The organism is Mycobacterium paraffinicum (assembly GCF_025822865.1).
GTDB lineage: Bacteria > Actinomycetota > Actinomycetes > Mycobacteriales > Mycobacteriaceae > Mycobacterium > Mycobacterium paraffinicum.
In genome coordinates this window covers 508,476-520,957 of record NZ_JACKUR010000027.1, presented here as the reverse complement: position 1 = coordinate 520,957, position 12,482 = coordinate 508,476, and the positions used below count along the sequence as shown (strand labels likewise).

Genomic DNA, 12,482 nt, shown 5'->3' with positions numbered 1-12,482 from the left:
GTCGGTTCATCTGCTGGCCTATGCGTATCCACCGGACGGCGGGCGTGTCATCACGGTCGGGATGACCCCATACCGGGGACCAAGGTTCTTGCCCGACGCGGCGGCCAGGCGCGGCAGCGACCCCATGATGCTGGGCGGGGTGTTGGCGCCGGCGAGACTGATGGTCGGCAAAGCGGAAGTGGCACTGTGCGCCGCCGGGATCACACTGGTCCAACTGGCCGGTACCGCCAGCGGGCCCAGCGAGGCCGCGCTGCCCAGGCTGCCGATCACGCCGGATCCGAGCGAGCCGATCGCCCCCGCGCCCGCGCTCGCCGCGCCCGCGGCGGCGCTCGCGGCCCCCGAGGCGGCAGCGCCGGCAGCGTTGGCGGCCGCCATCGCACCGTTCGCCAAACCCTGCCCGGTCTGGGCCATGCCGAGGATGGAGGACATGCCGTACAGCGGGGTCGCTGCGGCCATGAAGTAGGTGGGAATGGAGCTGGGGAGGCTGGATACGAGGCTCGACATGAGCGACGAAGAGGCGGAGTCGGTCGCTGTGGTCACGGTCCCGGCCGCGCCGGCGCCAGCGTCGCTGAGGGTGCTGGCGATCATCGGCGACGAAAGTCCGTGCAGGGCGTTGGGCACCGAGGACACCACGTTCGAGAGCGAAGTATGGGTCGCCGTCAACGTTTCGGCCTGGGCGAGGGCGCTGCTCTGGTCTGCCACCCCCGCCGGGTTGGTGACGTCCGGCGGCGGGGTGAACGGGGTGACCTCGCACGCGGTGGCCGAACCCGCGGCGTACGCGTACATGGCCGCGGCGTCCTGCGCCCACATCTCGCCGTATTCGGCCTCGGTGGCCGCGATCGCCGCCGAGTTCTGGCCGAAGAAGTTGGTGGCGATCAGCGTCGCGAGCTGCACCCGGTTAGCCGTGACGGCAGGCGGAGGAACGGTCATCGCGAAGGCGGCTTCGTAGATTTCGATGGCGAGCCTGGCTTGACCGGCCGCCTCGGCCGCCCGTGCGGCCGCGCCGGCGGTCCACGCCATGTAGGGAGCGAAGGCGGACGCCATGGTCAACGATGAGGGACCCATCCAGCGTCCGGTCGTCAATCCCGCGATCACCGACCGGTAAGAGCTTGCCGCGGAATGCAATTCGGCGGCCAGGCCGTCCCAGGCCACCGAGGCGGCCACCAGCGAGACGGGACCGGGACCGGCATACATCCGCGCGGAATTGAACTCCGGGGGAAACGCGCCGAAATCGATCACTTCAGGCCCTGCCCTCAGTGGCGGCCCGGCTCGCCGCACGCGACACCTCGCTGGCACCGGCAGGAGCCTGATCGGCCTCGGCGGCGGGCGCACCGTACTGCAACACCGGCATTCCGAAGCTGAACATACTTAAAGTATGGAATATGAGCGAACCGCTAGCGAAGAGTATTTCGCCTGCGGTGGTGAAGGCACTTAGTCCTTTCCCTAGTGGTCCGCCTGTTGACGCTGCCCGCGCACGTGGCCTCGTGGTCACGACCGGCATCTGCGTCTCCTCACAACCTGCAGGTGGCCCGGGACCGGGCGTATTGGCTGCTCAAGTGCCTGAACCGTGGGGTTTGGGGCGCTCCAGGCTACAAACTGACAAACTGATAATAGCGTATAAAGCATACTAATAGTTTGTAAAGATGCTGTGATCCGCACTACAGGTATTTACGCGACCGTCAAGTCGGGCGCTTGCGGCTGCTAATCTCAGAAGCGGCCCAAGTACTGCCCGGGGGTGGCCGGTCGGTTTCGCTTCAGACCGCCGAAGAACCGAGGTGTATGCCCTGCTCATCAACCTGATGGCGATCGACCAGGTCAGGGTCGCAACCCCGACGCGGACGGTCGCGTTGTCCGGCCCGACGTGGAGGCCCCGGCGTTCCTGCCGGGTTCACACCCTTCACATGAGGGCCGCGTCTGCGCGGCCGATGAGAACTGAGCTGGCATCCCGATGACGACCCACTCGACCGACGGACGCGCCGACGCGACGCGGCGACAGATTCTGCGGGCCGCTTCGCACCAGTTCGCGCGCCGGCCGTATCACGACGTCGGTCTCGACGACATCCTGGCCGAGGCTCAGCTGACCAAAGGCGCGATGTATTTCCACTTCAAGTCGAAACACGCGCTGGCGGTGGAGCTCATCGACAAGCAGGTCGCCGCGGCCACCGTAGCGGTGGAAGACCTGTTGACGAGGGGGCTTTCGGGCCTGGAAACCCTCATCGACTTCTCGTACCTGATCGCGGTTCAAGACATCAAGACGGATCTGGTCAGGGCCGGCCTGAATTTGATCGAGTCGGTCGGGCAGCCGGAGGGTCTGCAGGACACGTTGCTGAGCGGATGGGTGGAAGCCCTGTCGGGGGTCGTCCAGCAGGCCATCGACGAGGGCGACATCGGCGATAACTGCGACCCCCACGACGTCGGCCGCCTGATGGTGTCCCTGCATATGGGGCTCCGGAAGACCAGCAATCTGGACGACCCGGAAAGATTCCTGCTCGACCTGGAGAAATGCTGGATCCTCATCCTGGGCGGCATCCTGCAGCCGGACCGAACCGATTACTTCTGCCAATTCCTAAGGCGGCGTGCGGCGCTCGCCGTCAACGCCAGTTCGACCGAAGAAGATTCGCCGTAGGAGCAGCGAGGCCGGCCGGACGGCACGCTCGCGGTGGCCGCGGCTGCTAATCTTGGACGTCTTGCCGGTCGATGTGAGACCAGAGTGACGGCGTCCTCGCATCCATCGCGGATCTGGAGGAGCAATACGATGCCGCGCCAGGTCCGATCAGAAGCCACTCGGCGCAAGATCCTCGATGCCGCGATCGAGGTGTTCGGCGAAGTCGGATATGCGGCCGCCGGGTGGGGGGCGATCATCGAGCGGACGGGGATGACCAAGGGCGCCCTGTATCACCACTTTGATTCGAAGGAATCGCTGGCGTCGGACATCCTCAGGGAGGGCTCCGACGCTCTTCTCACCGCTTTCCGGAACGTGTGTGGGTCGTCATCGCCGGGGCTGGAGAACCTATTGCACGGCGCCTTCACCATCGTCGAAGTGCTGAATTCGGACAAGATGGTTCGCACCGCCGAGCAATTGGCCTCTGCCTTAAGCGGATTGAACGAGGCCGCCGCGGGCTTCTACGCCGACCTGGCAGGCAAGATCGCCGAGGAGGCCAGGAGAGCGATCAGCGAAGGAGACCTTCGCCAGAATGTCGACCCCGAAGTGCTCTCCGAGTTCCTCGTCGGGGCGATGTTCGGAACGCGGTTGGTATCCAATGCGATAGCGCGTCATGACACGAACAGGGGCGTCGGCGTCGACATCGCCGGGCGCCTGCGCCAGATCTTGGAGCTCCTGCTGCCCGGCACCGTCACGGAAGCCTCACTCCCTTACTTCCGGCAATTCCTCGGCCGCGAAATGATGCGCCATGCCCCGGCCGTTGCCGCCCGCACCGACGCCCCCACGGAGCCCTGATCGGCTGGAGCTCCGCGTGCCGAAGGTCGGGCCGGATGTGCCACACCCTCTTTCGCGGTCCTGTAGACGGTGATTCGGTAAGTGGGGCGTGACGCGCATTCAACGATGCATACTGTTTCGGTGATGTACCCGAGACGCCTGGGCAAAGCGGTTGCGCTGGCCGCTGTGGCTGGATTTTTGGTGATCAGCGCCCCGGCATCGTGGGGTGCGCCCGGCGACCCGGCTACGGCGGCCGACTCGCCGACCCTGTCGCTGACCGACATTGGGTCCGCCCCCACCCTGGAGTTCTGGGGTTTGACGAGCAGCCAGCAACTGACCGTGCCCGTGCTGCACGGGCTGACACCGACAGCGGTGAACACCACCGTCGAGCTTCCGATCAACTTGCGGTCGGGGTTGATCACCGTGACGCAGGGCGAGCGCACCATCGCGCGACTGAACCTGCCCTCCGCCGATCAGACGCCGCTCGTCATTCCGCTGGCCGGAGCGGAAGTCAACGACAACTGGCTGACGGTGACACTGCGTTCCTACCTGGTGCCGCTCGACGGGTATTGCTTGTACCCGGAGAGCCCGCTGCGCCTGACCAACGCGTCGATCACCTACACCGGGGTTGAACTGCCGCCCACCACGGTGGCCCATTTCCTGCCCCCGGTGTTGCGGAAGCTGTCCATCTTTCTGCCGCAATCGCCGTCCGCTAACGAGTCCGACACCGCGATTCAACTGGCCGCGTCCGTGGCCAGTCACTACGGCAGGCAGGCCCCCGAGATATCCGTGACGCCGTTGCCCGAAGGACAGGCGGCGCCGCCGACACCGCCGCAAGCGCTGGAACGTCAGATCGTTGTCAAAGAGGGCCCCGACAACGGGCTTTCCCTGCAGGGCGCCTCCGGTGTGCCCTGGCTATTGATGTCGGGTCCGCTCGGCCAGTCCGACGAATCGAACACGGCCGTGCTGTTCAACGACGTGTCGCAACTTGCCCTGTCTTCCAAGGCGGCGGTGGAACAATTGAAGCCCAGCTTGCAGCGGCCCGGCAACAGCGTCGCGCTGCGCGAATTGGGGCAGCCCGTCGTCAACGCCACGTCGCTACAACCGCGGCTGTCAATCGGACTGGACCAGACCAGGTTCGGCAGATCCGTGCACGAGCTGCGGGTGCATCTGTTGGGCTCCTACACCCCGACACCGGGCAACATCGCCGGCCAGATTGCCGTAGCGGTCGGCCCGGAGACCATCGACCACTGGCCGACCGACGGCCATGGCACCATCGACCGCTGGGTCGAAGTGCCGGACCGGCTCCTGCAGCGGTACACCAGCCTCGACCTGGTTCTCGACGTCGCGGCCAACGTCGGACATTGCGGTGACTTCTACACAGCCGGGCCCGGCAATCAGCTCCTCACGTTGAACATCAACGGCGACAGCACGATACAGAGCAGTCCCGCCGCACCGCCGGTGCCCGACGGCTTTCAGTCGGTGCCACAGTCATTGATGCCCCGGGTGCAGGTGGGCATCGAGCAGCACTCGTTGATCGACACCGTGCGGGCGATCAATCTGGTGGTGGGCCTGCAGCGAATAAGCTCCGTGCCGATCTACACCACGGTCACGAGTGTGCAGCAGGCGATCGACTCGTCGGATCCCGCGATATTGATTTCCGCCGACGGGTGGAACCACTCCAATGTTGTGCTGCCGGTGTCCGCGGGGCCCAGCGGGCCGATCACCGTCAACGCCGTCCAATCCGACGGTAAGCCAGCCAAGCTCGCTCTGGACCCGAATCTTCGGTTCGCCTCTCTCCAAACGGTTTTCGACCGGGGCAGGTCCCTGTTAGTGGCGACATCGAACGGCGCGCCGGCGCAGCTCGACGAGCTGCTCCGGTGGCTCAGCGCCGATAACAAGCGCTGGCAACGACTCAAAGGCGTCGCGGTGGTATCCGCACCGGGGGGACAGGACCCGGTGGCCGTCGAACACTCGCCCATGGCCAGTCCGGCCGCGGGGGCGCAGAGCCACTCCGATCTCGGCTGGTTGTGGTGGTTCGGCGCAGGCTGGATCGCCGTAGCCATCGTCGGCGCAGGCGTGATCGTGTGGCGCACCAGGCGCGAATCATGGCGGCGCCGCTAGCGTTTGGCGCCTGATGTCACGAGTTAGAGACTTGGCGGCGCACCCGGCCGTCAAGAACGTGGCGGCCGGACTGCTCTGCGCCGCCGGTGTGCCGGCGTTCGCGCGGCGGCGCCACCGCGATGCGGTCGCCATCGTGATGTTCCACGGAGTGGAAGACGAACCGCTTTCACCGGCCTGCCGGCACGTGCTCGGCTCAGCGCTATACCGCCGTCAATTGGAGTACATCCGTAGGCATTTCAACGTTCTTCCGCTGGAGGAGGCGCTCGATCGGCTTGCCGAGGGGACGTTGCCACCGCGCGCGCTGGCGATCACGTTCGACGACGGCACCCGCAACCTCGCCACGCACGCGGTCCCGGTGCTGCGCGAGCTGGGACTGCCCGCGGCCGTGTTCGTGGCGACCGGCCCGATGGACAGCGGCGAAATATTATGGCCCGACCGGCTTTGGCTCGCGATCGCCCGCACCGCCGCGAGCGAGATCGACCTTGCCGCATTGGGACGCGGTGTTTGCTCGCTTGACGGCAGCGCCAACCGCGGCAAGGCCTACGCCGCCGCGGTAGAGGGATTGAAAGACTCGGCCGACGCGGACCGCATCGCGGCCCTGGACGGGATTCTCGGCGCCCTGGGGCAGCGCAACGACGGCGACGGGGGTCCATTCCGGATGCTCACCTGGGACGAAGCGCGGGCCATGGTCGGCGACGGCCTGGTGACGCTGCATCCGCACTCGGTGACCCACCCGATCCTGGCCCGCTGCGACGACGACAAGGTCGAGCGGGAGATCGCCGCTTCCTGCGCGGCGCTCGAACGCGAAACCGGGTGTGCGGCGAGGCTTTTCGCTTACCCCAACGGCCGACCGCAGGATTTCGACAACCGGGCCAAGAATGTGCTGCGTCGTCGCGGCATCCGCTGGGCGTTGTCCACCACGGCGGGCTTCGCGGATCGCCGGTGCGACCCGCTGGCGTTGCCGCGCCTGGCGGTGGCCAGCGACGCGTCGTTCGGTTACTTCCGGCTGATGGTCTCCGGCGGCCTGCCGGGCCGCTACCGGGGACGGCGCGAGACGGCCGCCGCGACCAGCTGCTGAAGGGCTAGCGGTCCTCTTGCCACAGCTGCTCGGTCAGATCCTGGAAAGCCGCTAGGACGAATTGGTCGTCGGCTCGCATCGCTGCCGACTTGCTCATCAGGGCCCGCACGACCGAGCCGTCCTTGTGCGCCAGTTCGACGACCATGTTCGCCAGGGAGTGAACGACCGATAACAACGATTCCGACGCCGGTGCCTGATGGAAGATCTGATGGAACCGGAGCGACAAGACCTCCTCGGGCTCGTACCCCATCATCTCGGCGAACGCGGCGTTGGAAAACAAGATGGCGCCGTCATGTTCGATGGCCAGGACGGGAATCGGGATCCGCTCGAGCACAACAAGTGCCGGCAGCTGCTTCAAGGTCGTCATCGGCGAATCCCCATGTTGCCGATTACGTCGTCGCTCCACCGGCCGATTATGGCGCATAACATAGGCTGTACACGAGGTCTTCGCCCAGATGAGCGCGCCGAACATGGCGGGCCGTCCTGTTAAGTACTCGATTCGGAAAGCTGCGACGGTGTCTGGAGCCGGCGTGACAGCCTCACCTCGTCGGTGTGCTGGTGTCGCAGAATCCGCTGATCAGCATGTCGACCCGGCCGGCGTGCTGGTCCGGGCGCAACCGGCCGCTGCGGTCGAGGGTGACCAGGCCGTGCAGCGCGGCCCACACCACCTCGGTCAGCGTGTCGGGGTCCCGGCTGCCCGCGACCATGTCGACCGCTGCCCGCAGTTCGGCGAAGGCCGCGGTCAGCTCGGCAGGGGTGTCCGCGGCGGCGAACCGCACCGTTGTCGTGCGGGTGAACATCGCGTCGAAGAGTGCGGGATTGTCACGGGCGAACCCGATGAACGCGTGGGCCACTCGGGCCAGCGCGTCCCGGCCGTCGGTGGCGCCCTGGCGCGCGGTGCGGAGCACGTCCGCGAGTTCGCCGAATCCGTCGACGGCGACCGACGCCGCGATGTCTTCCATGCCCGAGAAATGTTTGTAGAGCACCGGTTGGCTGTATTCGATCTCGGCGGACAGCCGGCGGGTGGTGACGGCGTCCCAACCTTCTTGTTCGGCCAGCTTGCGCGCCGTGGCGGTGATCAGCCGACGGCGGGCAGCCCGTTCGCGTGCCCTGCGGTCTTCGATGGCCATGCGTCCATGCTAGCGCCGATATGAGCACTAGCGTTGCTATTGGCATAACCGCGAGTGCCTGTTGGTATTGCTGACACCGGCCGGGGCGGCTAGTCGACTTGGTAGCGCGGGAAGACGCCGGTCGGCGCCGGCAGTGCCGTGCCGGGGGCCAGCCGGGTGCCGATGGCGTCGAAGCTGCGCCGCTCGGGCGGTTGGCCGAGCAGATCGAGTAGCTTGCCCCCCGAGCCGGGCATCACCGGCTGAATCAACAGCGCCGCGATGCGCACCGCTTCGCACGTGGTGTAAAGCACTGTCGCGAACCGCTTCTGGTCCGCCTCCGACTCGCTCTTGCGCAGCACCCACGGCTGCTGAGCCGAGAAGTATCTGTTAGCTGCGCCGAGCATCAGCCAGATCGCCTCCAGCGCCAGATGCATTGCCTGACTGTCGAAGTCGGCGCGAACACGATCGAGCAGGCTGTCGGCGATGTCGAGCAGGTCGGTGTCGTCGGCGGTGAATTCGCCGGGGGCCGGCACCACTCCGTCCAGGTTCTTGGCCACCATGGACAGCGACCGTTGGGCCAGGTTGCCCAGCTCGTTGGCCAGATCGGTGTTAATCCGGGTGATGATCGCGTCTTCGCTGTAGCTGCCGTCCTGGCCGAACGGGACCTCCCGCAACAGGAAGTAGCGGAGCTGGTCCACGCCAAAGGTATCGATCAGGGCAACGGGGTCAACGATATTGCCCACCGATTTGCTCATCTTCTCGCCACGGTTAAGCAGGAACCCGTGCGCGAAAACCCTTCGCGGTAACTCGATCCCGGCGGACATCAGAAACGCCGGCCAGTAGACGGTGTGGAACCGGATGATGTCCTTGCCGATCATGTGCAGATCGGCGGGCCAGTAGCGCCGGAACAGATCGGACTCGGTGTCGGGGTAGCCCACCCCGGTCAGGTAATTGGTCAGCGCGTCGACCCAGACGTACATGACGTGGTCGGGATGATCGGGTACCTTCACGCCCCAGTCGAACGAGGTGCGCGAGATCGACAGGTCGCGCAGGCCGCCGGAGACGAAGCTGACCACTTCGTTGCGCCGTACCTCGGGCGCGATGAAATCCGGGTTGGCGTCATAGTGGGCCAACAGTTTGTCGGCATACGCCGACAACCGGAAGAAGTAGGTCTGCTCCTCGGTCCAGGTCACCGGCGTGCCGGTCTCGACGGCGACCCGGGTCCCATTGACCAGGGCGGTCTCGGATTCGACGAAGAATCGCTCGTCGCGCACCGAGTACCAGCCGGAATAGCTGTCCAGGTAGATGTCGCCCGCGGCCTCCATCCGCCGCCAGATCGCCTTGGACGCTTCGTGGTGGTCGGGGTCGGTGGTCCGGATGAATCGGTCGAAGGAGATGTTCAGCTTCTCCTGCAGCCGTTGGAACGCGTCGGAGTTGCGCCGCGCGAGCTCGGCGGTGGGTACGCCCTCCGCGGCCGCCGTCTCGACCATCTTGAGGCCGTGCTCGTCGGTGCCGGTCAGGAAACGCACGTCGAAGCCGTCGAGTCGCTTGAACCGCGCGACCGCGTCGGTGGCGATGTACTCGTAGGCATGCCCGACGTGCGGATCGCCGTTGGGGTAGGTGATCGCGGTCGTGACGTAGAAGGGCCTCATCGAGAGTCCACCTTATTGTGTGCGCGTGAGCTCCAACCGACGAGAACGAGAAGCGCCGCCCGCGCCGGAACCGCTGGCGCCCCTGGTCGACGCCCACACCCACCTCGACGCCTGCGGTGCGCGCGACGCCGAGGACGTGCGGGCCATCGTGGACCGGGCCGCCGCGGTCGGGGTGCGGGCGGTGGTCACCATCGCCGACGACCTGGACTCGGCGCGGTGGGTGACCCGGGCCGCCGAATGGGATCCGCGGGTGTATGCCGCGGTGGCGCTGCATCCGACCCGCGCCGACGCGCTGGACGAGGTCGCACGCGCCGAGATCGAGCGGTTGGTGGCGCATCCCAGGGTGGTGGCCGTCGGCGAGACCGGCCTGGACCTGTATTGGCCCGGGCGCCTGGACGGTTGCGCAGCCCCGGAGACGCAGCGGGAAGCCTTCGCATGGCATATCGACCTGGCCAAGCGGTGCGGGAAAGCCCTGATGATCCACAACCGGGACGCCGACGCCGAGGTGCTGGACGTGCTGGCGTCCGAGGGGGCCCCCGACGCGGTGATCTTCCACTGCTTCTCGTCGGATGCCGCGATGGCCCGCCGCTGCGTGGACGCCGGATGGTTGCTCAGCCTGTCCGGGACGGCGAGCTTCCGCAACGCCCGCGGCCTGCGGGAAGCCGTTCCATTGATACCGATGGAGCAGCTGCTGGTGGAAACCGATGCGCCGTTCTTGACGCCACACCCCTACCGCGGGGCGCCGAACGAGCCGTACTGCCTTCCTTATACTGTGCGAGCGGTCGCAGAACTGGTCGGTCGTCCAGCCGAAGAGCTGGCACAAACCACCACGAACAACGCTCGACGGGTCTACGGACTGGTCCACGGTTAACACGCCGAACTTGGCGATTCCGTAAGCAAACTCGCGCCGGAGTTGCTGAACATTGGCCGGTTCGTTACCGTCTTGTGATCGAAAGGGTGGGCCCTATGGGCCCTTATTTGTCGCTTGGTGCTGATTAGGTCGTTGGAGTGCTTGCTGTGGTCGGGATAGACGCGCGTTGACTGTATTAACAAAACTTCATCAGACCCCATCTCCGATGTTGCGGTTCGTTGTCGGAGGACTGCTAGTAGTTCTGGCATTCGCCGGTGGGTACGCGGTCTCCGCGGCCAAGACCGTGACGCTGACCGTCGACGGGATCGCGATGCGGGTGACGACCATGAAGTCACGCGTGATCGACATCGTCCAGGAGAACGGCTTCGCCGTCGACGAGCGCGACGACCTGTACCCCGCCGGAGACGTCAAGGTGCACGACGCCGCCAACATCGTGCTGCGGCGCAGCCGGCCGCTGCAGATCTCGCTGGACGGCCACGACACCAAGCAGGTGTGGACGACGGCGTCGACCGTCGACGAGGCGCTGGCCCAACTCGCGATGACCGACACCGCCCCCGCCGCGGCCTCCCGTGGCAGCCGGGTCCCGCTGGCCGGGATGGCGCTGCCCGTCGTCAGCGCGAAGACGGTCCGCATCAACGACGGCGGCGCGACCCGCACGGTCCACCTGCCGGCACCGAACGTCGGGGGGCTGCTCAGCGCCGCCGGCGCGCCGCTCCTCGAGGGGGATCAGGCGGTGCCCAACGCGGCGTCGCCCATCGTCGACGGCATGGAAATCCAGGTGACCCGTAACCGGATCCAGCGGGTAACCGAGCGGATGCCGTTGCCGCCGAATGCCCGTCGGGTCGAGGACCCGGACATGAACATGAGCCGCCAGGTGGTCGAAGACCCGGGCGCCCCGGGCACCCAGGACGTGACGTTCGCGGTGGCCACGGTCAACGGGGTCGAGACCGGCCGGTTGCCGATCGCGAACACCGTGATCACCCCGGCCCGTGAGGCCGTGGTGCGGGTGGGCACCCGGCCCGGCACCGATGTGCCGCCGGTCACCAACGGATCCATCTGGGACGCGATCGCGGGCTGCGAGGCCGGCGGGAACTGGGCGATCAACACCGGCAACGGCTACTACGGCGGTGTCCAGTTCGACCAGGGCACCTGGGAGCGCAACGGCGGGCTGCGGTTCGCTTCGCGCGCCGACCTGGCCACCCGCGAAGAACAGATCACCATCGCCGAGGTGACCCGAGAGCGCCAGGGTTGGGGCGCGTGGCCGGTGTGCAGCGGAAGAGCTGGTGCCAACTGACCATCCGGCTGCTCGGTCGCACCGAGATCAGGCGGCTTGCCAAAGAACTTGACCTTCGGCCACGGAAATCCCTCGGGCAAAACTTCGTTCACGACGCCAACACGGTCCGCCGGATCGTGGCGACTTCCGGGATAGGCCGTTCCGACCACGTGCTCGAGGTGGGGCCCGGACTGGGCTCACTCACGCTGGGCCTGCTCGACCGCGGCGCCGTCGTCACCGCCGTCGAGATCGACCCGGTGCTGGCCGATCGGCTGCCGCAAACCGTCGCCGAGCACTCGCGCAGCGAAATCAACCGGCTCACCGTGCTCAACCGCGACGTCCTGACCCTTCGGACTGACGAGTTGGCCGCCAAGCCCAACGCGGTCGTCGCCAACCTGCCTTACAACGTCGCGGTGCCCGCGATCTTGCATCTGCTCGCCGAATTCCCGTCCATTCAGACCGTGACCGTCATGGTGCAGGCGGAGGTGGCCGAACGGCTGGCCGCCGAACCGGGTGGCAAGGAATACGGCGTGCCGAGCGTCAAGGTCCGCTTCTTCGGCGCGGTTCGGCGCTGCGGCATGGTGTCGCCGACGGTCTTCTGGCCGATTCCGCGCGTCTATTCCGGGCTGGTTCGCATCGACCGCCACGCCACCCCGCGGTGGCCCACCGACGAAGCCTTCCGGCGTCAGGTGTTCCAGCTGGTGGACATCGCGTTCGCGCAGCGGCGCAAGACGACTCGCAACGCGTTCGCGGAGTGGGCCGGCTCGGGCAACGAGTCGGCGAACCGGCTGTTGGCCGCCAGCATCGACCCGGCCCGTCGCGGTGAGACCCTGTCCATTGAGGACTTTGTGCGGCTGTTGCGGCGATCGGCCGACCCGGCCGACACCACCGCCACCGCCGGGCCGCCCGCGGCCGAACAGCAGCATTCCCCGAGCTGAT

At 66.8% G+C, this 12,482-nt stretch carries 12 protein-coding genes; 7 read left to right on the top strand and 5 right to left on the bottom strand.

Annotated elements, in window-relative coordinates:
- Nucleotides 1-18 precede the first annotated feature (18 nt).
- Both H7J89_RS20145 and H7J89_RS20140 read right to left on the bottom strand, forming a co-directional pair.
- Nucleotides 19-1,239, bottom strand: coding sequence for a PPE family protein (locus H7J89_RS20145; protein WP_264045893.1), 1,221 nt, complete (start codon nt 1,237-1,239; stop codon nt 19-21).
- Between the two features lies 1 nt (nt 1,240).
- Nucleotides 1,241-1,366 carry a hypothetical protein gene (locus H7J89_RS20140; protein WP_264045891.1) on the bottom strand — a complete coding sequence of 42 codons (126 nt, stop codon included), beginning with the start codon at nt 1,364-1,366 and terminating at the stop codon, nt 1,241-1,243.
- Between the two features lie 582 nt (nt 1,367-1,948).
- Between H7J89_RS20140 and H7J89_RS20135 the strand changes: the two genes are divergently transcribed.
- From H7J89_RS20135 to H7J89_RS20120, 4 genes are all read left to right on the top strand, one after another.
- Complete coding sequence (locus H7J89_RS20135) at nt 1,949-2,626, top strand: TetR family transcriptional regulator (protein ID WP_264045889.1); 678 nt, start codon at nt 1,949-1,951, stop codon at nt 2,624-2,626.
- A 129-nt stretch (nt 2,627-2,755) separates the two neighbouring features.
- On the top strand, nt 2,756-3,457 hold the full coding sequence (locus tag H7J89_RS20130; protein WP_264045887.1) for a TetR family transcriptional regulator: 702 nt from the start codon (nt 2,756-2,758) through the stop codon (nt 3,455-3,457).
- A gap of 105 nt (nt 3,458-3,562) precedes the next feature.
- Nucleotides 3,563-5,560 carry a hypothetical protein gene (locus tag H7J89_RS20125; RefSeq protein WP_264045885.1) on the top strand — a complete coding sequence of 666 codons (1,998 nt, stop codon included), beginning with the start codon at nt 3,563-3,565 and terminating at the stop codon, nt 5,558-5,560.
- Between the two features lie 13 nt (nt 5,561-5,573).
- Nucleotides 5,574-6,638, top strand: coding sequence for a polysaccharide deacetylase family protein (locus H7J89_RS20120; protein WP_264045883.1), 1,065 nt, complete (start codon nt 5,574-5,576; stop codon nt 6,636-6,638).
- Between the two features lie 4 nt (nt 6,639-6,642).
- On the opposite strand, the gene H7J89_RS20115 is transcribed toward H7J89_RS20120, so the two are convergent.
- The 3 genes from H7J89_RS20115 to metG all read right to left on the bottom strand — a co-directional run bounded on the left by H7J89_RS20115 (nt 6,643) and on the right by metG (nt 9,399).
- Nucleotides 6,643-7,005, bottom strand: coding sequence for a PAS domain S-box protein (locus tag H7J89_RS20115; protein WP_067200408.1), 363 nt, complete (start codon nt 7,003-7,005; stop codon nt 6,643-6,645).
- Nucleotides 7,006-7,177: 172 nt separating this feature from the next.
- Nucleotides 7,178-7,768: a TetR/AcrR family transcriptional regulator gene (locus H7J89_RS20110; RefSeq protein WP_264045880.1), complete on the bottom strand. Its 591-nt coding sequence runs from the start codon at nt 7,766-7,768 to the stop codon at nt 7,178-7,180.
- Between the two features lie 89 nt (nt 7,769-7,857).
- Entirely contained in the window at nt 7,858-9,399 is a 1,542-nt protein-coding gene (gene metG, locus H7J89_RS20105) for a methionine--tRNA ligase (protein WP_264045878.1), read from the bottom strand.
- 19 nt (nt 9,400-9,418) lie between these two features.
- Between metG and H7J89_RS20100 the strand changes: the two genes are divergently transcribed.
- The 3 genes from H7J89_RS20100 to rsmA all read left to right on the top strand — a co-directional run bounded on the left by H7J89_RS20100 (nt 9,419) and on the right by rsmA (nt 12,481).
- Nucleotides 9,419-10,270 carry a TatD family hydrolase gene (locus H7J89_RS20100; RefSeq protein ID WP_264045875.1) on the top strand — a complete coding sequence of 284 codons (852 nt, stop codon included), beginning with the start codon at nt 9,419-9,421 and terminating at the stop codon, nt 10,268-10,270.
- Between the two features lie 166 nt (nt 10,271-10,436).
- On the top strand, nt 10,437-11,564 hold the full coding sequence (locus H7J89_RS20095) for a resuscitation-promoting factor (RefSeq protein WP_264045873.1): 1,128 nt from the start codon (nt 10,437-10,439) through the stop codon (nt 11,562-11,564).
- Nucleotides 11,528-12,481, top strand: a complete 954-nt coding sequence (rsmA, locus tag H7J89_RS20090; protein WP_264045871.1) for a 16S rRNA (adenine(1518)-N(6)/adenine(1519)-N(6))-dimethyltransferase RsmA — start codon at nt 11,528-11,530, stop codon at nt 12,479-12,481. The genes H7J89_RS20095 and rsmA overlap by 37 nt, the downstream gene beginning before the upstream one ends.
- Nucleotide 12,482 lies beyond the last annotated feature (1 nt).